At 61.0% G+C, this 22,079-nt stretch carries 17 protein-coding genes; 9 read left to right on the plus strand and 8 right to left on the minus strand.

Translation table 11 applies throughout. From position 1 onward, the window contains the following. Window positions 1–73: 73 nt before the first annotated feature. Complete coding sequence (dnaE, locus tag JMJ54_RS07195; RefSeq protein WP_203537262.1) at window positions 74–3,511, minus strand: DNA polymerase III subunit alpha; 3,438 nt, start codon at window positions 3,509–3,511, stop codon at window positions 74–76. 199 nt (window positions 3,512–3,710) lie between these two features. Between dnaE and JMJ54_RS07200 the strand changes: the two genes are divergently transcribed. Further along, window positions 3,711–4,250: a phasin family protein gene (locus tag JMJ54_RS07200; RefSeq protein ID WP_203537263.1), complete on the plus strand. Its 540-nt coding sequence runs from the start codon at window positions 3,711–3,713 to the stop codon at window positions 4,248–4,250. 88 nt (window positions 4,251–4,338) lie between these two features. Here the strand turns inward: JMJ54_RS07200 and JMJ54_RS07205 are convergent, their stop codons facing one another. Together JMJ54_RS07205 and fnr are read right to left on the minus strand one after the other, a co-directional pair. Further along, window positions 4,339–5,040: a hypothetical protein gene (locus JMJ54_RS07205; RefSeq protein ID WP_203537264.1), complete on the minus strand. Its 702-nt coding sequence runs from the start codon at window positions 5,038–5,040 to the stop codon at window positions 4,339–4,341. Between the two features lie 2 nt (window positions 5,041–5,042). Further along, window positions 5,043–5,786, minus strand: coding sequence for a fumarate/nitrate reduction transcriptional regulator Fnr (gene fnr, locus JMJ54_RS07210; RefSeq protein WP_203537265.1), 744 nt, complete (start codon window positions 5,784–5,786; stop codon window positions 5,043–5,045). Between the two features lie 152 nt (window positions 5,787–5,938). Here fnr and hemN point away from each other — a divergent pair, with 152 nt between their 5' ends. The 6 genes from hemN to JMJ54_RS07240 all read left to right on the plus strand — a co-directional run bounded on the left by hemN (window position 5,939) and on the right by JMJ54_RS07240 (window position 13,781). Continuing rightward, complete coding sequence (hemN, locus tag JMJ54_RS07215) at window positions 5,939–7,324, plus strand: oxygen-independent coproporphyrinogen III oxidase (protein WP_203537266.1); 1,386 nt, start codon at window positions 5,939–5,941, stop codon at window positions 7,322–7,324. 15 nt (window positions 7,325–7,339) lie between these two features. Beyond that, window positions 7,340–7,999, plus strand: a complete 660-nt coding sequence (locus JMJ54_RS07220) for a sulfite exporter TauE/SafE family protein (RefSeq protein WP_203537267.1) — start codon at window positions 7,340–7,342, stop codon at window positions 7,997–7,999. Between the two features lie 207 nt (window positions 8,000–8,206). Beyond that, window positions 8,207–10,129, plus strand: coding sequence for a PrkA family serine protein kinase (locus JMJ54_RS07225; protein WP_203537268.1), 1,923 nt, complete (start codon window positions 8,207–8,209; stop codon window positions 10,127–10,129). Between the two features lie 135 nt (window positions 10,130–10,264). Next, the gene (locus JMJ54_RS07230; protein ID WP_203537269.1) at window positions 10,265–11,539 is read left to right on the plus strand and encodes a YeaH/YhbH family protein; all 1,275 of its coding nucleotides are present in this window, start codon (window positions 10,265–10,267) and stop codon (window positions 11,537–11,539) included. Beyond that, complete coding sequence (locus JMJ54_RS07235) at window positions 11,540–13,081, plus strand: SpoVR family protein (protein ID WP_203537275.1); 1,542 nt, start codon at window positions 11,540–11,542, stop codon at window positions 13,079–13,081. It abuts the gene before it with no gap. A 253-nt stretch (window positions 13,082–13,334) separates the two neighbouring features. Beyond that, on the plus strand, window positions 13,335–13,781 hold the full coding sequence (locus tag JMJ54_RS07240; protein WP_203537277.1) for a hypothetical protein: 447 nt from the start codon (window positions 13,335–13,337) through the stop codon (window positions 13,779–13,781). A 193-nt stretch (window positions 13,782–13,974) separates the two neighbouring features. On the opposite strand, the gene JMJ54_RS07245 is transcribed toward JMJ54_RS07240, so the two are convergent. Together JMJ54_RS07245 and JMJ54_RS07250 are read right to left on the minus strand one after the other, a co-directional pair. Continuing rightward, window positions 13,975–15,162, minus strand: a complete 1,188-nt coding sequence (locus JMJ54_RS07245) for a DUF2863 family protein (protein WP_203537279.1) — start codon at window positions 15,160–15,162, stop codon at window positions 13,975–13,977. 64 nt (window positions 15,163–15,226) lie between these two features. Next, complete coding sequence (locus JMJ54_RS07250; protein WP_203537281.1) at window positions 15,227–15,706, minus strand: GNAT family N-acetyltransferase; 480 nt, start codon at window positions 15,704–15,706, stop codon at window positions 15,227–15,229. 90 nt (window positions 15,707–15,796) lie between these two features. Between JMJ54_RS07250 and JMJ54_RS07255 the strand changes: the two genes are divergently transcribed. Next, the gene (locus JMJ54_RS07255) at window positions 15,797–16,126 is read left to right on the plus strand and encodes a YkgJ family cysteine cluster protein (RefSeq protein ID WP_203537283.1); all 330 of its coding nucleotides are present in this window, start codon (window positions 15,797–15,799) and stop codon (window positions 16,124–16,126) included. 85 nt (window positions 16,127–16,211) lie between these two features. Further along, window positions 16,212–17,162 carry a tRNA modification radical SAM protein MnmL/YtqA gene (mnmL, locus tag JMJ54_RS07260; RefSeq protein ID WP_203537285.1) on the plus strand — a complete coding sequence of 317 codons (951 nt, stop codon included), beginning with the start codon at window positions 16,212–16,214 and terminating at the stop codon, window positions 17,160–17,162. A 222-nt stretch (window positions 17,163–17,384) separates the two neighbouring features. Here mnmL and JMJ54_RS07265 read toward each other — a convergent pair whose 3' ends face one another. From JMJ54_RS07265 to JMJ54_RS07275, 3 genes are all read right to left on the minus strand, one after another. After that, the gene (locus tag JMJ54_RS07265; RefSeq protein ID WP_203537287.1) at window positions 17,385–19,343 is read right to left on the minus strand and encodes a DEAD/DEAH box helicase; all 1,959 of its coding nucleotides are present in this window, start codon (window positions 19,341–19,343) and stop codon (window positions 17,385–17,387) included. Window positions 19,344–19,597: 254 nt separating this feature from the next. Further along, the gene (locus JMJ54_RS07270) at window positions 19,598–20,458 is read right to left on the minus strand and encodes a mechanosensitive ion channel family protein (protein ID WP_203537289.1); all 861 of its coding nucleotides are present in this window, start codon (window positions 20,456–20,458) and stop codon (window positions 19,598–19,600) included. A gap of 66 nt (window positions 20,459–20,524) precedes the next feature. Continuing rightward, on the minus strand, window positions 20,525–22,003 hold the full coding sequence (locus JMJ54_RS07275; protein WP_203537291.1) for an MltF family protein: 1,479 nt from the start codon (window positions 22,001–22,003) through the stop codon (window positions 20,525–20,527). Window positions 22,004–22,079: the final 76 nt, after the last annotated feature.

Consider the following 22,079-nt stretch of genomic DNA (forward strand, 5'->3'; position numbering starts at 1 on the left):
TATTCCTTAGTGGTGTTGTTTTTGCTGTCGATGAAACGACACGGGCCAGACTCTGCAGTCCGGCCCGTCGGCGTTAGAAACGGATTTTCACCGCATCGTTCCCCAGCCACGTTTGCAGCTCGGCGATCAGCGCGTCGTGCAGCGTTACCCGCCAGTCGAGCCCCAGCCGCAAGGCACAGCGTGCACCTTGCGTCCGGTAGTCGATCTCGATCGGGCAGGCGCCGCCACCATGGGCGGCCAGCAGCGAGGACAGTCTTGCCGCATCGGCATTGCCGTTGATCTGCAGGTTGAGCGACCGCGCAAAATGACTGCGCGCTTCCGGCACGTCCATGACCGCATCGGCGATCACGCGCAGGCCGCCACTGAAGCGGTCCTCGCTGACCTTGCCGGCAACGACGAGCAGCGTGTCGTCCTTGAGTTTGGTCCGGTGCGCTTCGAACACCTCCGAATACAAGGCAACTTCGATCTTGGCGTTGCCGTCGTCGAGCTGCAGGAACGCCATCCGGCCGCGATCGCCGTTCTTGACCCGCAAGCCGCCGACGATGCCGGCAAGGTACTGCAGTTCACGCTTGGGTTCGAGCCGGTCGAGCCGGGTCTTGATCAGGCCCTTCAGGTCCTTCGCATGGGCATCGAACGGGTGGCCCGAGAGGTAATGACCCAGCGCGGTTTTTTCCTCGGCCAGCTTGACCTTGTCGTCCCAGCGCGGCACCTCGATCGGCTCGACGGTCGGTACCGCCGACGGCTCGAACATGTCGAACAGTGAATTCTGGTTGGCGTTGGCGGCCTCGGCCTCGGCCAGCTTCATTGCCTGCTCGACGTTGGCCATCAACCGCGCGCGATGATCGTCGATCGCGTCGAACGCGCCGCCGCGAATCAGCGCCTCGAGCACGCGCTTGTTGACTTCCTTCTTGTCGGTTCGGCGGCAGAAATCGTACAGATCCTTGAACGGGCCGTTGGCCTTGCGCTCGGAAACGATCTGTTCGACCGCGCCCTGACCGACGCCCTTGATGGCGCCGAGCGCGTAGCGGATCTGCCGCTTGCCGACCGGAACGAAACGGTAAACGCTTTCGTTGATGTCCGGCGGCAGTATCTCCAGCCGGTTTTTTTCGATGCAGTCGTCGTAAAACACCTTCAGCTGGTCGGTGTTGTCGAGTTCCGAGCTCATCGTCGCGGCCATGAAGGCGGCGGTGTGGTGTGCTTTCAGCCAGGCGGTGTGGTACGACACCACCGCGTAGGCCGCGGTGTGCGACTTGTTGAAGCCGTACTCGGCGAACTTGGCCATCAGGTCGAACAGCATTTCGGCCAGCGCCGGGTCGTAGCCCTTGGTCTTGGCGCCGTCGGCGATCATCTCCCGGTGCTTGGCCATTTCCTCGGGCTTCTTCTTGCCCATGGCCCGGCGCAGCATGTCGGCGCCGCCGAGCGTGTAGCCGCCGATGATCTGCGAGATCTGCATCACCTGTTCCTGATACACGATCACGCCGTAGGTCGGTTCGAGACACTTCTCCAGATCGGGGTGGAAGTAGTCGGGGACTTCCAGTCCTTTTTTCCGGTTGATGAAGGTGTCGACCATGCCCGAGCCGAGCGGACCCGGCCGGTACAGTGCCAGCACGGCGATGATGTCTTCGAAACGGTCGGGTTGCAGTTTTTCCAGCAGCCGCTTCATGCCGTCCGACTCGACCTGAAAAACGGCGGTGGTGTTGGCGTCGCGGAACACTTGGTACGCGGCCTGATCCTCGAAGCCGAGGCTCATCAGGTCGAGGTATTCGCCGGTCTGCTCTTTGATGTACTGCAGTGCCAGCTCGATAATCGTCAGGTTGCGCAGACCCAGAAAGTCGAACTTCACCAGACCGATCGATTCGACGTCGTCCTTGTCGAGCATCGACACTGGTGACGCATCGGCGCCACTGGCCTGATAGACCGGGCAGAAATCGGTGATCTGGCCCGGCGCGATCAAGACGCCACCGGCGTGCATGCCGATGTTGCGGGTCATGCCTTCGAGCTTGAGCGCCAGCTCCCACAGTTCCTTGACCTCGTCCTCGTTGCGGACGCGCTCGGCCAGTTCGGGCACCATCTCGACCGCGTCGTCGAGGCTGAAATGCTTGCCCGGTGCGGCCGGGATCATCTTCGACAGGCCGTCGCAGAACATGTACGGCAGGTCGAGAACGCGGCCGACGTCGCGCACGACCGCCTTGGCGGCCATGGTGCCGAAGGTGGCGATCTGGCTGACCGCCTCGGCACCGTACTTCTCGCGCACGTACTCGATCACGCGCCAGCGGTTGTCCTGGCAGAAGTCGATGTCGAAGTCGGGCATCGAGACCCGTTCCGGGTTCAGGAAGCGCTCGAACAGCAGTGCGTATGCAGTCGGATCGATATCGGTGATGCCGAGCGAGTACGCGACCAGCGAGCCGGCACCGGAGCCCCGGCCCGGGCCCACCGGGCAGCCATTGTGCTTGGCCCAGACGATGAAGTCGGCCACGATCAGGAAGTAGCCGGGGAAGCCCATCTGGATGATGGTGTCGGTCTCGAACTTGAGCCGATCGAGGTAGCGAGGCCGTTCGGCGTCGCGCGCGGCCTCGTCCGGATACAGCTGGGCGAGGCGGGCTTCAAGACCTTCCTTGGCCAGGTGGACGAGATAGTCGTCCAGCGTCATGCCGTCCGGCGTCGGGAAGTCCGGCAGGTAGTTCTTGCCCAGCGTAACGGTCAGGTTGCAGCGCTGCGCGATCGCGACCGAGTTGGCCAGTGCTTCGGGCAGGTCGGCGAACAGCTCGGCCATTTCGGCCGGTGTCTTGAAATACTGGTCATCGGTAAACAGCTTGGGTCGTCGCTTGTCGGCGACCATATAGCCTTCGGCAATGCAGACGCGGGCTTCGTGTGCCTTGAAGTCATCCGCCGCCATGAACTGGATCGGATGCGTGGCGACGACCGGCAGCTCGAAATCGGATGCAAGGTCGAGCTGCCCTTGTACGCAAGGCTCGCATTCCGGCTGGCCGCTGCGTTGCAGCTCCAGGTAGAAGTTGCCCGGAAATTGCGTGCTCCACCACTGCGTGACAGCCTTGGCACTGTCATAGTTGCCCGAAAGCAGTGCCTGGCCGATCTCGCCCAAATGACCACCAGACAAGCACAGCAGATGACTGTTGTCGCCGTCGGCAATCCAGTCCTTGCGCAGTTCGGCGCGGTCGCGGTACTGATTGTCACGGTACGCGCGCGTCAGCAGTTCGCAGAGCCTGCCGTAACCGTCGCGATCGCTCGCCAGCAACAGGACGCGAAAGGGCTTGTCGCGATCCGCCTCGTTCTCGATCCAGGCATCCAGGCCGATGATGGGCTTGATCCCCGCGCTACGGCAGGCCTTGTAATGCTTGACCAGGCCGAACAAATTCATCAGGTCGGAAACGCCAAGCGCGGGCATGCCGAGCTTTTTTGCGTGTTTGACCGCGTCATCGATGCGGACGATGCCGTCGGTGACGGAGAACTCGGAGTGCAGGCGAAGATGGATAAAGGCAGGCTGATTCATCGCGACATTCTAGCATCTCGCTGACCACGGTTTGCCGTTTGCCGGGCGGTTTGCGTGGTGGGAAATGTGCCGTGGACACGCAGTCCAGCAGGCGTTGGCATGTTGTGATTGTGCAATGCACAAAATAGCGCTTGACGCGGGGGTGGGTGTTGATGAGAATGACACCACAATGTTGCAGTGCACAAAGGAGAAACACAGCATGTCCAGCTTCAATCAGTTTGCCGAAATCAATCAAGCCAACCTCGAAAAGTCGCTGCGCCTGAGCCAGATCGCGCTGGGCGGTGTTGAGCGTCTCATCCAGCTGCAGCTCGGCATTGCCCGCGATCTGCTGGCCGAGAATGTCGAAACCGCCAAGTCGCTGGCCGAGGTCAAGGATGTTCAGGGTCTGGTGAACCTGCAGCGCCAACTGGCACAGCCGTCGGTTGAAAAGACCCTCGGTGTTGCACGTACCGTGTTCGACGCTGCAAGCGCGACGCATCACGAACTGACCGCGCTGATCGAAGAGCAAGTCCTGTCGTTCAACAAGAACCTGGTCGGTACGCTGGATAGCGCGATTCAAAATGCACCGGCTGGTACCGGTGCTGCGGTCAGCGCGCTGCGCAGCGCCGTTGAAACGGCCAGCAACGCCTACGACGCAGTGGCCAAGACCACGCAAAAGCTGGCCAGCGAGTTTGTCGAGGCGACCACCTCTGGCGTCGAGCAAACCGTGAAGGCGGCTTCGCGCAAGGCTGCGGTCTAAGCACGATACCTGCGATGCCTGACGGGCGTCGCTTGTTCAAACAAACAGCCACCCTAAGGGGTGGCTGTTTGCATTTCGGGCCGCCGGCTCAAAGCGCGGTATTTGGAATTGCCGGAATGCTGAGCAGGAGTTGGGCCAGCAGTGTAGCGGGGGCAATGGCGCCGGTCTGGGGCTGGTTCGACAGGCTTTGCTGTAGCGCGGCCGGCAAGGTGCGCAGTGGTTCGAAGGGCTGATCTGCGGTCATTTGCAGGTAGCGGAGTGCGTCGTGCCGTGCCTGATGCAATGTCGCTTGCGTGATTTGCTGCCAGATTGCGGGGTCGTACGCCCACTGGGCGCGAGTTGTACCGCCGAGCCAGCCAAGAATGGCCAGCGTTTGCGCTTGCCAGTGTTGCAGAAGTGATGCGACGAAAGCTGCGGATCCTGTATTTCCAAGGTGCAGCCAAGCGTTTTGGGCCGGTGGGGCGAGTGAGTCCAGTAGGGGGGCGACACGGGCAAGCGCGACCTTGTCGCCGCCCGCGCCAATGATCCAGCCATGCAATGGCGCCTGAATCACGTCTCCGTAGGCAACGACATCAATGACGTGCAGTGTCGGATGAGTCAAGCCCTGCAGTTCATCGAGCGTGCCGTTGATCAGCACAACCGGGAGTGCCGGATCGAGGGTATCGGCAATGTCCTGGCCGAGCGGGAGCCAGATGAGTTCTATCTCTTTGTGGTGGGCGGTGCGGGCTTGCAGCGGTACCAACAAGGTTGGCGGCGCCAGCAACTGAATGGGTGGCGCCGCTTGGGGCATGCTCAGCCTTGGCAGCTGTTGACCAGCTGCTTGAGCCCGTCGACGTCCAGGAGTTCGATCAGGCGATTCTGGACCTTGATGAGGCCCTGATCCTGGAACTTGGAGAGTGTACGGCTGACGGTTTCAAGCTTGAGGCCGAGATAGCTGCCGATTTCCTCGCGCGTCATGCGCAGGTGGAAGCTCATCGACGAGTAACCGCGAACCTGGAAGCGCTGCGACAGGTTCAGCAGGAAGGCGGCGATGCGTTCCTCGGCTTTCATATTGCCGAGCAGCAGCATCACACCGTGGTCTCGGACGATTTCCCGGCTCATCACGCGATAGAAATGGCGCTGCAGCACGGGAATCTTGCGCGACAGCGATTCCATTTCCTCGAACGGCAGTTCACAGACTTCGCTGTCTTCGAGCGCGACGGCATCGCAGGTGTAATGATCGGCACTGATTGCATCCATGCCCATCAGCTCGCCGCTCATGTGGAAGCCGGTGACCTGTTCGCGGCCATCTTCGGAGACGACGCTGGTCTTGAAAAAGCCGACCCGCACGGCGTACAGCGCGCGGAACGGTTCGCCGGCACGGTACAGGGCTTCGCCACGCTTGATCGGGCGGCCTTGGCCGATCAGTTCGTCGACCTGCTTCATTTCGTCCAGACTCAGCTCATTGGGCAGGCAGAGTTCGCGCAGGCTGCAGTTGGAGCAGGCTTGGCGGAGCTGCTTGAAAGTGATGTCACGCGGTTGAAGGGCGGTTTGCATGGCGGCGCTCTACGTGGATTGGGCAATATGGGAACGGACCAATTACCGTTGTGCGGATAATCGGGCTTTGATCACCATCAAGATTGCGTAGGTTGATTATCGGCAAGCTCGTACTTGAGTACAACTAATCAAAATACCACTTGGCGATCACGATGAATCAACAGCAAATTGAGTTCGACCGCGCGCTGATCCAGCGCTACGACGGCAAGGGCCCGCGTTACACGTCCTACCCGACGGCAGACCGTTTCGGCGCGATGGCGCCGGAGGATTATCTAGGACGGCTGTCGCAGCGGCAAGTCGGTGCCGTTTGCCAGCCGCTCTCGCTGTACTTCCACATTCCGTTCTGTGACACCATTTGTTACTACTGCGCCTGTAACAAGGTCATTACCAAGGATCGCAGCCGCGCCGAGCGCTATCTCGACTACCTCGAGCGGGAAATGGATCTGCAATGCGAGGCCCTGGAAGGCAAGGCCGTCGTCAAGCAGCTCCATTTTGGCGGCGGCACGCCGACGTTCCTGTCCGACGCGCAGTTCGAACGGCTGATGGCGGCGATTCGTCAACGGTTCGAGCTTGCTCCGGACGGCGAGTTCTCGATCGAGATCGATCCGCGCAAAGTGTCGGTCGCAACGGTCGAATTGCTGGCTCGCCTGGGTCTGAACCGGATGAGTGTCGGCGTGCAGGATTTCGATCCCGACGTGCAGCGGGCGGTGAACCGGGTACAAAGCGAGGCCGAGACCCGTGCGGTGATCGATGCGGCACGTGCCGCCGGTTTCCGTTCGATCAATCTCGACCTGATCTATGGTCTGCCCCTGCAGACGCCGGAACGGGTGCGCGATACGCTGGCGCGCGTGATCGATATCCGGCCGGAACGGGTCGCGCTCTACAACTACGCGCATCTGCCCGAACGCTTTCCGCCACAGCGGCGTATCGACGAGCAGGCCTTGCCCTCGCCGGAAGCCAAGCTCGACATCCTGCAGGCCAGCATCGATCAGCTGCTGGCCGCCGGCTATGTCTATATCGGCATGGATCATTTTGCCTTGCCCACGGATGAACTGGCGATTGCCCAGCGTCACGGCCGCTTGCATCGCAATTTTCAGGGCTACTCGACGCACGCCGACTGCGATCTGATGGCTTTCGGTGCTTCGGCGATCGGCAAGGTGGGGGCGGCTTACGTCCAGAACCATCGCACCGTGGACGAGTACTACGCCACTCTGGATGCAGGTACGCTGCCGGTGACACGCGGCATCGTGCTGAAACCGGATGATCTGATGCGCCGGGCGGTGATCCAGTCGCTGATGTGCCAGTTCGAACTCGTGTTCCAGCCGTTCGAAATCGCTTACCTGGTTGATTTTTCCAGTTATTTCGCGGAAGAATTGCGCCGGCTCCGTGAGCTGGAGGCCGATGGCCTGGTCGAGGTGGATGACGACCGGATCACGGTCACGGCCAAGGGGCGGCTGCTGGTGCGCTCGGTCGCGATGGTGTTCGACCGCTATCTTGGCGTGGCTGCCACATCGGCGCGTTATTCCAAACTGATCTGATTTCCCCGGGGGCGCATGCCCGAATACAACCTGCTGGCCCTGTTTCTCGCCGGGCTGCTTGGCGGTGGCCATTGTCTGGGCATGTGCAGTGGCGTCGTGACGGCGTTCAGCCTGCAGTTGCCTGCTGGCGCGCGCTGGCCTTACCACTTTGGCTTCAATGTGGGCCGGATCGGGGGGTACGCGCTGATCGGTGCACTGCTTGGCGGCTTGGGCTCGTTCAGCGCGCTGTTGCAGCTGCAGTCGCTGAAGGCCATCCTTTTCGTTGTCGCCCAGCTACTGATGATCGCCCTTGGCGTTTACCTTGCGGGATGGGCCAACTGGCTGACCCGGATCGAGCGGTTGGGCGTGCCTGTATGGCGCCAGGTGCAGCCGTTGTTGCGCCGGGCGTTGCCGATCCGTCATTGGCCACAAACGCTGTGGGTCGGCTTGCTGTGGGGGTGGCTGCCCTGCGGGCTGGTCTATACCGCCAGCATTACCGCACTGGCCAGTGCCTCGCCCTTGAAAGGAATGCTTGCAATGCTGGCCTTCGGCTTGGGGACTCTGCCGAATCTCATGCTGATCGGATCGATGGCGCAACGGCTGCAACAACTGTTTCGTCATCGCCAGGTACGAGGGCTGATTGGCACTGCCTTCATCGCTTGGGCAGTGTGGCAGCTGACGTCGTTGTGGCGCTGAGCGTCGCTTGCATGCATCAGTAAAATTATTTTCTATAGATTGCTGATTTATCAGGAATTTATTGTCGTTTTTCTTGTCTCCGCAGCAGCTGGCAAGCATGCGCTTCACTGCGAAGTGAAGGGCGACGTCTATAACGGAAGCAGGCCCGACCCGCCAGGCAGTTCTCACCCCCAGGGCCATTCCGAAACTCACCCGCGGAGGTGTGTCATGGACGTATTCGACAATTTTTCATCCCGTTACGAGCGCACCCGCGAGGAAGAGCTCAGCCTTAGGGATTACCTGGAGCTGTGCAAACAGGACAAGTCTGCTTACGCTACCGCGTCCGAGCGGATGCTGATGGCGATCGGCGAGCCGGAAATGATCGACACGCGGCTCGACTCCCGCTTGTCGCGCATTTTCCAGAACAAGGTGATCCGCCTTTACCCGGCATTCCGCGAGTTTTATGGCATGGAGGAGGTGATCGAACAGGTCGTTGCCTACTTCCGCCATGCCGCGCAAGGGCTGGAGGAGAAGAAGCAGATCCTTTATCTGCTGGGGCCGGTCGGTGGCGGCAAAAGCTCGATCGCTGAAAAGCTCAAGGAGCTGATGGAAAAGGTGCCGTTCTACGCCATCAAGGGCAGCCCTTTGCATGAGTCGCCTCTGGGGCTGTTCAATAGTGATGAGGACGGACAGATACTGGAAGAGGAGTACGGCATTCCGCGCCGCTATTTCAAGGCGATTCCCAGCCCGTGGGCCGTCAAGCGACTGCATGAGTTCAACGGCGACATCAACCAGTTTCGTGTCGTCAAGCGCTATCCCTCGGTGCTGAAACAGGTTGCCATTGCCAAGACCGAGCCTGGCGACGAAAACAATCAGGACATTTCTTCGCTCGTCGGCAAGGTCGATATTCGCAAGCTCGAAAAATATGCGCAAGACGACCCGGATGCGTACAGCTATTCCGGTGGCCTGTGCCTGGCCAATCAGGGCTTGCTCGAGTTCGTTGAAATGTTCAAGGCGCCGATCAAGGTGCTGCATCCGTTGCTGACCGCAACACAGGAAGGCAATTTCAAGGGGACCGAAGGTTTTGGTGCCATTCCATTCGAGGGCATCATTCTGGCGCACTCGAACGAGTCCGAATGGAAGCAGTTCAAGAATAACCGCAACAACGAAGCGTTCCTGGACCGGATCTACATCGTCAAGGTCCCGTATTGCCTGCGGGTGTCCGAAGAAACACAAATTTACGACAAATTGCTGCGCAACTCGTCGTTGGCGCATGCACCATGCGCGCCGGGAACGTTGAAGATGATGTCGCAGTTCTCGGTCCTGTCGCGCTTGAAGGAGCCGGAAAACTCGAGTTCGTTCTCCAAAATGCTGGTTTACGATGGCGAGAATCTCAAGGATATCGATCCTAAGGCCAAGTCGATGCAGGAGTACCGCGACTTTGCCGGTGTCGACGAGGGCATGAACGGATTGTCGACACGGTTTGCCTTCAAGATTCTCTCCAAGGTATTCAATTTCGATCACCAGGAAGTGGCCGCCAATCCTGTGCATCTGCTGTATGTGCTGGAGCAGCAAATCGAGCGTGAGCAGTTTTCGCAGGAAATCGAGCAAAAGTACATTTCCTATATCAAGGAGTTTCTTGCCCCCAAGTATGTCGAGTTCATCGGCAAGGAAATTCAAACCGCCTACCTTGAAAGCTACTCGGAATACGGGCAGAACATCTTCGATCGATATGTCACCTTTGCGGATTACTGGATTCAGGATCAGGAGTATCGCGACCCGGATACCGGTGAGTCGTTTGACCGGAACTCACTCAATAACGAGCTGGAGAAGATAGAAAAACCGGCCGGAATATCCAATCCCAAGGATTTCCGCAATGAAATCGTCAACTTCGTGTTGCGGGCAAGGGCAAACAATGCGGGGAAAAATCCGGCCTGGACCAGTTACGAGAAGCTGCGCACGGTAATCGAAAAGAAAATGTTCTCGAATACCGAGGAGTTGTTGCCGGTGATTTCGTTCAATGCCAAAGCCAGTGCCGAAGAGCATCGCAAGCACGAGGATTTTGTCAACCGGATGGTGACCAAGGGCTATACACCCAAACAGGTACGCTTGTTGTGCGAGTGGTATCTGCGTGTCAGGAAGTCATCGTGAACCAGTGAGGGTCGGACATGAGGTGTAGGGCTATCAATCCCCCGCCAGCCGGGGAGCAGCCTTCCGGGTTGTACCGCCGGGAGGACTACCCGCCAGACACCTTCGCCTCACCCTCGCGCCTCACTGGGGATTGCCATGTTTCAGTTGATCGATCGGCGTTTGAACGGCAAGAACAAATCGGCGGTTAACCGCGACCGTTTCTTGCGGCGTTTCAAGTCACAAATCAAGGGGGCGGTGGCTCGGGCAGTCAAGGATCGCTCGATTACCGATATCGAACACGGTGAAAAGGTGTCGATTCCGGTCCGGGATACCGGCGAACCTACTTTGGGCCATGCACACGGTGGCGTATGGGAGCGCGTGTTTCCCGGCAATCATGAGTACATCAAGGGTGACGAAATCGAGCGCCCGGATGGTGGTGGCGCCGGTGGGAGTGGCGGCGCCGGACAGGGCGGAGAGGGCGAGGATGATTTCGTTTTCGAGCTGACCAAGGAGGAGTTTCTCAACTTCTTCTTTGATGATCTCGAGCTGCCCAACCTCGTGAAGACCCAGCTTCAACAGACAGTCGTGATGAAGCCGGTCCGTGCTGGATTCACCAGCGACGGCACGCCGACGAACATCCATGTGCTGCGCAGCTTGCGATCGGCCTTGGGGCGGCGAATCGCGTTGTCGGCGACACCGCTGGATGAGCTGAATGCGGCACAGGAGCACCTGGACGAACTGCTTGAAAGCGAGGACGAACATTCGCCGGAGGTGCATTCGTTGCAGTCGCAGATACGGTTGCTGAAAAATCGCTTGATGAACATTCCGTTCATCGATCCGTTCGACTTGCGATATACCAATCGCGTCCGTGTGCCGAGTCCGACTACGCAGGCGGTGATGTTTTGCGTCATGGACGTCAGCGGCTCGATGGACGAATACAAAAAGGATGTCGCCAAGCGGTTCTTCATCCTGCTGTACTTGTTCCTGTTGCGTGTTTACGAGCGTATTGAAGTTGTCTTCATTCGTCACCATACGCAGGCATTCGAGGTGAACGAGGACGAGTTTTTCCACGCTAGGGACACCGGCGGGACGGTCGTGTCGTCGGCATTGAAACTGGTCAAGAAAACGATCGAACAGCGCTACAGCTCGGCAGACTGGAATATTTATGTCGCGCAAGCCTCGGACGGCGACAACTGGGACTCGGACTCTCCCCAGTGCCGTACGATTCTTGGGGAGGAGTTGCTGCCTCTGGTGCAGTATTACGCCTACGTTGAAATTACCGAGGGTGAGCCGCAAAACCTGTGGTTCGAGTATGAAATGGTCGCGCAGCGTCATGCGCAGTTTGCCATGCGTCGCATCAAGACGGCGGCTGAAATCTGGCCGGTCTTCCATGATTTGTTCAAGAAAACGCCAATGCATGCGGGAGGCTGAATGAATACCGCGACCAAGCCGCGTCGCAAGACGCGAAAAGCCCCCATTTCAACCGGGTCTGAATGGACTTTCGAGCTGATCAACCGGTATTACGACGAAATTGCCCGGATCGCAGCCGAGTTTGGCCTGGATACGTATCCGAATCAGCTCGAAGTGATTTCTGCCGAGCAAATGATGGATGCCTATGCGTCGGTCGGGATGCCGGTGATGTACAACCATTGGAGTTTCGGGAAGCATTTTCTGTCCACGCAGAAAAACTACGAGCGTGGTGCGATGGGGTTGGCGTATGAAATCGTCATCAATTCGAATCCCTGCATTGCCTATCTGATGGAAGAGAATACGATGACGATGCAGGCACTCGTCATTGCGCACGCGAGCTTTGGGCACAATTCCTTCTTCAAGGGCAATTACCTGTTCCGCACCTGGACCGATGCTGCTGCAATCATCGATTACCTGGTTTTCGCCAAGAAATTCATCGCAGAGTGCGAAGAAAAACATGGGGAAGACAGGGTCGAGGAGCTGCTCGATTCATGCCATGCCTTGATGAATTACGGCGTTGATCGCTACAAGCGGCCACAAAAGCTGTCGCTGGAAAAAGAGCAGGCCAGACAGGCCGAGCGTGAGCGCTATCAGCAAAGCCAGATCAACGACCTGTGGCGGACCATGCCGCAACGCCCCGAGGTCGAGCGGGTTGATGCCCCGCGGCGCTTCCCGGCGGAGCCGCAGGAAAATCTACTCTATTTCATCGAAAAGTTTGCGCCACTGCTGGAGCCTTGGCAGCGCGAAATCGTCCGCATCATCCGCAAAGTGGCCCAGTACTTTTACCCGCAGCGGCAAACCCAGGTGATGAATGAAGGCTGGGCGACGTTCTGGCACTACACGCTGATGAACCGCCTGTATGACGAGGGTTCGATCACCGAGGCGGCCATGCTCGAGTTCCTGCACAGCCATACCAATGTGGTGTTGCAACCCGGTATCGATAGTCCGTACTTCAATGGCATCAATCCTTACGCGCTGGGTTTTGCCATGTATCGCGACATTCAGCGGATTTGCACTGATCCGACCGAGGAGGATGTCCGTTGGTTTCCCGAGCTGGTCGGGAGCGATTGGCGCCAATCCCTCGATTTCGCGATGCGCAACTTCAAGGACGAGAGTTTCATTGCCCAGTACCTGTCCCCGAAACTGATCCGCGATTTCCGGCTGTTTGCCATTCTCGATGATGATTACCAGCCGCGCCTGAAGGTGTCGGCCATTCACGATGACGAAGGTTACCGTTACATTCGCCAGTCGCTGGCCGAGCAATACAACCTCGCCAGCCGTGAGCCGGACATCCAGGTGTTTGACGTCAACACCCGGGGAGACCGTTCGCTGACCCTGCGACACTATCAGTTTCAGCGGCGGCCGCTGGCCAATAGCGTGCACGAAGTCCTCAAGCACATTGCCCGGCTGTGGGGCTTTTCGGTCAAGCTCGATAGCGTCGACGAAACCGGAAGGACGGTACTCAGTTACGAGTGCAAGGTGGAAAAGCGGCATGGGCAGTAACCTGAGTTGCACGCGGCGCCCGTTTTCTTGTCGCTGATCGGCGACATGGCTGGATGCCTTGTGGGTGGCTCGACGCCCAGTTGCGGCCGGTTTGTCGCCATATGGCGACTAGGTCGAAGACCTTAACCCCAAGGGTGCTGGATCCGACTGCGAGTTTGTTCTGTATCTCATTGATACACATGGTTTTTTATGTTCTGGCACCTTGTTTGCTTTGTATGCACCGGACTGCATACAACCTACGGTGTCGATATCCATGAAAACCAGACTGGCCGCCTCGCTCTTTACCTTGTTCTGCCTGTTCGGTGCGGCTCAGGCTCGTGCGGCGTATACGGCGTGGCCGTTCAACGGCCGTGTGATCAATCAGAGTACGGCTTCGGTTGAGGCGTGGGACGGCGAGCACGATTTTTATCGCATCGGCGGCGGGGAAATGACGTCGAACCTGCGTGATGTCGACCATATTCGCGTGGCGGACAGCGTGGGCTGGTGCAAGTTGGGTGCGAATGTCGTGACCGTGGCGCCGAGCGGGCAGGTGAGCGGCTGCGAGTGCTGGGTCGGGGCTGCGGCCGAGCCGTGCGAGGCACAGGATCAGCATTCTTTGATTGAGCGAGTGGCCTCGGCGCTGCTGGGGCGCGACCGGGTGAGGACGGTGGTGGCGTATCTGTCATCGCCACGTACCGTGCTGGCAAAGGCAAGCGTTTAAGCGGACTCTCGAATGGCACAACGCCCCTGTCGCTGATCGGCGACAGGGGCGTTGTGGTTTCTGCTTGGCGTTTTATCGCTGAATGCCAACCCCGACGTCGACATTCCCCGAGACCGTTGTTTCCATGCTGCTCGTGCCGGCACAGCCGGCCATCGCCAGCAGGGCAATGAGGGCAAACGCCCGGCGGAGCCGGTTAGTGCAGTTGCCGTGGCGCGCCATCGTCATTGCCTGCCTCCTCGGGGACTTCGGGATGCAATAGCTCGCCATCGGCATTCGGGTAAAGCGGGGTGCCGCAATCGTCGCAGTAATCAAGCGGGAAATCATGCTCGTGTATGCGGATGTCGCCGATGCCGATTTCCTTGAGCAAGGCTTCGATCTCACTGGCGCAATCGGTAGTTTCGTCCTCGCCATCCAGTAGCGGCCAGATGATGCCGTGCAATACCTGATCGTCGCCCAGCTTGCTGAAGCCAACCCGGTATTCCTCGAGCTGCCGACCGCTGAAGGGGGCGATGCTGGCCTGGAAGTGTTTGGGCTCGAGGTTCAGCGTCAGGACGAGATAGGCGAGCGTGGCGCGCAATGAATACGCGCGCGAGGCATGGTCGGCGTTGCGCCAGGCGGTATGGTAGGCGCCCGGAAGCAGCAGGTCATAGGCCGCGCCGGCCAGCACTGGCTGCAATGCTGCGCCGCCCTGCTGTTGCCATTGCTTCAGCGCTTCCTCGCGATCGCCATCCTCTTCCTGCCACCGGAAAATGGCCGCGCCCGACGGGACGACGACGGCACCGAGCAGGTAGCGGGTGTCGGAGAGGAACTGCTTGGTATCCGGCAACTGGCTGGTGTCGAGGCGCAAGGGTTCGCGGTTGAAGGCAGCTTCACCGAGCGCCTGTGCCAGCTCTGCCGTTGGCACGTAGCCGCGGGGGAGCTGGTCGGGGCTGAACAGGTAGTCGGTCAGCGCAATCTTGGCGATGCGCGAGAACACGTGGGCGCCGAGCTGGACGCGAAGATCCTGCAGCTGGGCGTCGGCCAGATGGCCGGCGCCGATCTGCCAGCGCGACCAGGCCAGAACCGGCGCTGCGAACAGCAGGACATCCCAGCCGACGCCGTCGCGCTCGATACGCAGGCTTTCGCAGGCTGCTTCCACAGCGTCGGCGAGGACGTTGTAGGTTTCGCCCTGATCGGTTTCGCTGGCGGCGTCGAGTGCCTGGTTCAGCGCGTCTTCTTCGCCGTTGGCGATCAGCTGTTCGAGCCGTTCGGTCAGCTGCTTTTCCCAGAAGACATCTTCAAGGCGGCTGGTGGCGTGGGCCAGACCGTCGGCGAGGCGCAGCAGATCGGCTGCGTCGGCCGGGGAACGCCCTCGCCGGGAGGGGCGGTAACGCTTCAACATGCCTTCAGACTCCTTCTTGTTGCCAATAGGCCATTTTACCGGATTCGGCCTGCCAGGCGCGGCGTCATTGGCGATGCATCAGGATGGCGCTGTCGCCATAGCCGGGCGCGGCGCCAAGTTCACGAAAGCCGTGCCGGGCCCAGAACGGCGCTGCGCCTTGCACGGCCACGAGCAGCGCCTTCGTCATTTGCTGCTGCCGGCCCCAGGCGAGGGCGTGTTCGATCAGAGCCTGCGCGACGCCGCTGCCTCGGGCGCGCGGATGAATGGCCAGATCGTGCAGAAAGTGGCAGTCGGGATCAGGCGGCAGCCCGGCCAGTTCGGTGGCCAGCGGGGGCGGTGTCAGGCCACGCCAGGGGTGGGTAAAGAAGTAGCCGAGCGCTTCATTGTCGCGCCACGCAAGCCAGTGCGAGTCCGGAGAGAGCGCCAGCTTGCGGGCAAAGACCGAACGGGGTTCGTGATAATGCGCCGGGTAGCAGACGGCCTGGATGTCGAGTACCTGATCGAGCGTGTCCGGGGTGATCGTTTGGAGTTGCAGCGTAGACATCGGTAAGGCCTGTTGCGGGTTCCGGTCGAGGGTAACGGCTGGGGGCGCTGGCGGCAACGCGTTAAACTACCGGCTTTGCCGTTCCTCCAGATGAATCCCTGCCTGTCTTGCGGTGCCTGCTGCGCCGCTTTCCGCGTGACCTTTCATTGTTCCGAGCTGGAGAGCGAGGGCGGTTGCGTGCCGGATGCGCTGGCGGACGCCGAGACCACCGAGCTGTACCGTCTGCGCGGTACGGACTATGCCAGCCCGCGTTGCGTGGCGCTGGTCGGCGAGATCGGCAAGGCGGTGCATTGCGGTCTGTATCGCGAGCGGCCCAACCCCTGCCGGGAGTTCGCGCCGATGGCCGAGCTTGGGGTGTTCTCCGATGCCTGCAACCGGGCGCGGGCGCGGCACGGGTTGCCGCCGCTGCCGGTGGACTGAATTATCAGGCTGCAATGGCCGTACACGTGAGGCTGGCTTGCCACGCATCAAGGCGGTAGCGGCACGTTCGGCCTAAAGTCGGCCGATGAACCATGACGTCCCTCACCGCTTCGGCAACCACCGCTATCTTCGCTACCACGATCTGCAGGCCGAGCAGTACGGCGGTCGTGTACAGAAGGTGTCGCTCAACGCAGGCTTCACCTGCCCGAACCGCGATGGCACGCTGGGACGGCGGGGGTGCACCTTCTGCAACAACGCCGGATTCACGCCGGCGTACCTGCACCGTTTGCGCGGTGTTCAGCAGCAGCTCGACGAAGGGGTTGCACGGCTGCGGGTCCGTTACCCGAATACCCGTCATTTCTTTGCCTACTTCCAGGCGTACACCAACACCTACGGCGAACTCGAATCACTCAAGGCGCAATACGAGGCTGCGCTGGCGCATCCGGAAGTCGGCGGGCTGGTGATCGGCACCCGGCCGGACTGCCTGCCCGATTCGCTGCTCGATTATTTCGGCGAGCTGGGCCAGCGCGTACCGGTGGAAATCGAGATCGGCATCGAGTCGTGCAATGACGCTGCCTTGCGGCGGGTCAAGCGCGGTCACGACTTTGCCGCAAGCGTCGACGCAATCCGGCGGGTGGCAGTGCGTGGCTTGCCAGTGACCGGGCATCTGCTGTTCGGCCTGCCGGGTGAAACGCGCGAATCACAGCTCGAAGCCGCCACCACGCTGTCACGGCTGCCGCTGGCGTCGCTCAAGCTGCACCAGCTGCAGATCATTCGCGGGACGGCGATGGCGCGCGACTGGCGCCGCAATCCGGCATCGCTGCCGCTACTCGGCATTGCCGACTACGTCGAGCTGGTTGTCGATTTTCTCGAGCGACTGTCGCCCACGATTGCCATCCAGCGCATCGGCAGTGAAGTGCCGGCACGGCTGCGGCTGGCACCGGACGACGCGATTCCGCTGTCTGCCTTGCAGCCGCGCATCGCCGCCAGACTGGCGGAGCGCCAGACCTGGCAGGGTCGCTTGTTCGGGGGCTGAGTGGTTCGGTGTGCGGTGCGCCTGCTCTGGCTGGACCGTGTGCATCCGCGCAGCCATTGCCGGGGAGACGCTGCTCGGGCGCACCATTGAGGGATTGGCTGTGGGCATCGCCGATCGTGGCACAGGATGATTTGCCCGACTGCCGGGGCATAACGCGCTGGTGGTCCCGGGGCAGGAACGAAAAAACGCCCGGTGAACCGGGCGTTTTTTTTGTCGAACGGATTATTCCGGGCGACGCGGGCGATCGAACGACTTGCCTGCCGGGCGTTCACCGCGCGGCTTGCCGACCGGCTTTTCACCGCCAAAGCCGCGATCGCTGAACTGGCGCTCGCTGCGGTCGCCGTGGCTGCGTTCCTGGCGCGGGGCGCCACCGAATTCGCCACGCGGAGCGCGGTCTTGACGGTCGCCATAGCTGCGGCGCTCTTGCGGTGCGCCGAACTCGCCGCGCGGTGCGCGGTCCTGACGATCACCGTAGCTGCGTTCCTGGCGCGGAGCGCCACCGAATTCGCCACGCGGTGCACGATCCTGACGATCGCCGTAGCTGCGTTCCTGGCGCGGAGCACCACCGAACTCGCCACGCGGAGCGCGGTCCTGACGGTCGCCATAGCTGCGACGTTCTTGCGGTGCGCCGCCGAAGTCACGACGCGGAGCGCGGTCGTTGCGGTCGCCGTAGCTGCGCTCGCCTTGCGGCTTGCTGAAGCTGCGTTCGCCACCGAAGCTGCGTTCCTGACGCGGTGCGTCGCCGAAGGATGGACGATCTTCACGCGGGGCGCGGTCGGCAAAGCTGCGCTCGCCACGATCGCTGCTGAAGCTGCGGTCGCGCTGGCCGTAGCCGCCTTCGCGGCGGAAGCTGCCGCCATCGCGGTTGCCGCCGTAACCACCACGGCCACCTTGCGGACGGCCACGGCTGTCGCCGCGCGGCGCGCCACGGTTGGCCGGGTTGAAGTTGGCTTCCAGGCCTTCCATGGCCATGGTTTCGACTTCGATTTCGTAACGGCGACGGATCTTGGTCAGCAGGTGGAAGTCGTTCTTGCCGACCAGCGAGACGGCGCGACCTTCGCGACCGGCGCGGCCGGTACGGCCGATGCGGTGAACGTAGTCTTCGGCAAACTTCGGCAGGTCGAAGTTCAGTACCAGGCCGATGCCGGCGACGTCGATGCCGCGTGCGGCAACGTCGGTGGCGACGATGACGTCGATTTCACCGCGGCGCAGCTTGTCCAGCACCTTGCGACGCATGCGTTGCGGCAGGTCGCCATGCAGCGCGTCGGCACGGATGCTTTCCATGCGCAGCCAGTCGGCGACGCTGTCAGCGTCCACCTTGGTGGCGGTGAAGACGATGCTCTGGGTGGTGCCGGCGCCATTGATCATGGCGGCGGTCAGCTTGAGCTTGTGGTCGTAGCCGTCGGCGTAGTGGATGGCCTGGGCGATGTTGGCGGTCGGCGTGCCCGTCGGTGCGAGTTCGACACGAACCGGGTCCTTCATCATCGGTGCGGCAAAGCGCTGGACGGTGTCCGACAGCGTAGCCGAGAACAGTGCGGTCTGGCGTTCGGCCGGCAGCTGCGACACGATGGTTTCGATGTCGTCGATGAAGCCCATGTCGAGCATGCGGTCAGCTTCGTCCAGCACCAGCAGTTCGAGGCGACGGAAGTCGATGCGGCCGCTGTTCATCAGGTCCATCAGGCGACCCGGGGTCGCAACGACGACTTCAACCGGCTGCGACAGCTGCTTGTGCTGGACCGGATACGGTGTGCCGCCAACGATGCTGACGACCTTGCAGCGCGGAATGCGGCGGGTGAACTGCGTTGCCACCTTGGCAACCTGTTCGGCCAGTTCGCGGGTCGGGGTCAGGACCAGCACGCGCGGGCCGCGGCTGTGGTGCTTCGGCGCCATGCCCAGCATGTGGATGGCCGGCAGCAGGAAGGCTGCGGTCTTGCCGGTACCGGTCTGTGCCGAGGCCAGCAGGTCGTGACCGGCGAGGATTTGGGGGATGGCTTGTGCCTGGATCGCGGTCGGCGCGGTCAGACCGTTGTTGGCCAGATCACGGACGAGGTCGATGGACAGGCCGAGGGATTCAAACGAATCGGACGATGCGGCGTCGGTAGCGGGCGCTTCGATAGGCGCGTCAATCACCGCTTCAACGATGCTGTCGAGGGCGGAGATGTTTTGTTCTTGGGTGTTCATTGCGACTTCCTTGCAGGGTGAAGCCGTTCTTGGGCAGACAAGACGACGAAACCCAGGCCCGCTGGAAAGCGGGCGGGCGATTCGAGTCCATTGGCCTGGTCACGGCGTTGAAACATGCCGCTAACCAGAATGAACCGCGAACGCGAAGGAACCGGATGAAAGGTCAGGGGCAATGCAAAAAACGAGCCCGCGTCAAGCGCGGGCCGTCGATCTGTTGCGTACTATGCCAGATAATTTGGCGCAGGGCAACAACGTTATGATTTCACGTCGGTTTTTTCCGGCGCCCTGTAAAGGCCGGTGAGCAGTTCTCGCAGGATGCGCTGCTCGATGGCGGCGCGTTTGCCCAGCGGAGCCGGCAACTGCAGATGCAGCGAGATGTCCTCGCGGTCCTCGAGCGACATGCGCAGGCGCGGCTCCAGGGTCGGTGTTTCGACCGCATAGCTGCGCTCCAGCTGGCGCGCGTGGTGCTTCAGGTCGTCGGCATAGTCGGCGACGATGGCATTGGCACTTGCAAGCAACAGGGTTTCGGCGCGTTGCCAGTCGGCTTCGCGGTCGATGGCGATGTGGATCGTCTGGATCACGTACTGCCCCAGCGCCGTTTCGTTGAACAATGGCTGCGACAGCAGCAGGCTGTTCGGGAAAGTGACCGAGCGGCCGACGGTGCCCTTGTGCGTCTGGACCTGGCTCGATTCGTGCAGCGTCGTGCACAGCAGGTTGGTGTCGATGACAAGGCCGCGCAGACCGTTGATCTCGATCCGGTCGCCGACGGTGTAAGCATTGCTGCTTGTCCGGTAGATCGAGCCCATGCCGCAAAGGATCATTTCCTTGGTGGCCAGCACGATGGCGGCCGCGATGGCGACCAGCGATACGGCCAGTGTTTCGATCTCGTTGGCCCAGATCAGTGCCATCGCGAGCACGAACAGCACCAGCACCGTATTGCGCAAGGTCACCAGCCAGCGGCGCCGCAACTCCGGGCTCAGGTCGTGGCGCTTGAGGATCGCGCGGTGGACCAGCATGCGCACCAGCAGCAGTGCGGTGACGAACACCAGCGAGACGGTCGCGTCGCGGATGAAGGCGCGGTCGATGAAGGAGGGAAGCCAGTCGGCGATCAGCATGGCATCGGGTCGGATGGAGGGCGGTCCAGTCTAGCAGCCGATACCGGTGCGGGCGATGCGCAAAATTCAACCCTTGGGTGCCTTCATGCGCTGCTTCGCGGCCTCGCGTTCCTGTTCGCTCTTCATCAACAGCGTGTAGGCGATGTAGTACTTGAAGATGCTGCTGACGTAGGTGACCGTTTCCGGGCCGATTTTTTCGGCTGCGACGACCTCGACGTTGTTGAACCACTTGTTCGGATCCAGTCCGCGTTTGGCTGCCTCCTTGCGAAGCTGGCTGATCCGGCCGGCGCCGGCGTTGTACGAGGCAAAGGCAAACAGGCCCTTGTTCATCGTATTCATCGGTTCCTTGGCGTAGTACTGGTCGATCATGAAGCGGATGTACTTCACGCCGGCGTGGATGTTCGGCTCGACCTGGCGCACGTCGCCGACCTTCATTTCCTTGCCGGTCGCGGGCATCAGCTGCATCACGCCGATGGCGCCCACGTGGCTGCGCGCCTGCTGGTCCAGCCGCGACTCCTGATAGCCCTGCGCCATCATCAGCAGATAATCCATCTGGTACTGCTTGCCGTAGCGCTGGAATATGGCCTTGGTCGATTCGAAGCGTTGCAGGTCGGTGGTCTGCAGTGCGTTCTTGACGAAGTTCTGCTCGCCCAGATAGCGCTTGAGCACGGTGTTGCCGAACGACGTGCCCTGGCCGTGACTCTTGATGAAGGCATCCAGATCGGCCTTCAGTTGCGGACTGTTCTTGCGCATCATCATCGCGAGCTGGCCGTTGGCGTTCACGACCAGATCGGTGCGGACCTGCAGTTTGGTCAGCACCTTGGCCCAGAGCTTTGCCTTGTAATCGTCAACCACGGCCGCCTTGAGCAGGCCGCTATTGACCATTTCCAGCAGGTCTTCGTCCTGCAGCTCTTCGGCTGCAGCCTCCAGCTTGATCTGCGGGCGCTTTTCCCTGGCGAGGCGCTGGTTGAGCTGCTGCAAGTGCGTCCAGTAGCTCGATGACTTGCGGACGTACAGCGACTGGCCGCCCAGATCTTCCAGTTTGGTCAGTTTGGGCGAGTTCGGACCGGTTACGACGACTTCGTTGATGTTGGTGAATGTCGGGGTGGTGAAGTCCACCTGCTTGAGCCGCTCGGGGGTGATGGTCAGGCCGGCGGCAGCGATGTCGCCACGTCCTGCGAGCAGCGCCGGAATGATCTGGTCCCGCCTTGTCGGCACGAAGAGGACGAAAACCTTGACGTTGCCGGTTTTCAGCCGCTTGTTGAGTTCGTCTTCGTAGGCCTTGAGCGCCTCGTAGCTGGCGCCACGTTGCTGGCCGTTCTCGACCCAGTAGTGGGTCTTGGAGTACACCACCAGCACCCGGATGACCCGGCGCTTGATCATGCCGTCGAGATCGCCGGTGTAGACCGGATTGGCATAAGGCAGCTCGCCGTAAATGCGCGCTGGCGCCGAGGCAGGGGCTGAGGCCGGCGGGGCGGCGCCCAGATTCGCGCAGAGGCTGACAATCAGCCCCGCCAACAGGGATTTGACGAAGGTTCCCGGCATGACGGCCTCCCCGGGCCGCGTGCGGCCGGTGCCTCCCTGATGATCTTTTCAGAATAGGCCGGCCGGTTTGCTGCTC

It is taken from the genome of Jeongeupia naejangsanensis (assembly GCF_016865585.1).
Classification (GTDB): Bacteria; Pseudomonadota; Gammaproteobacteria; order Burkholderiales; family Chitinibacteraceae; genus Jeongeupia; species Jeongeupia naejangsanensis.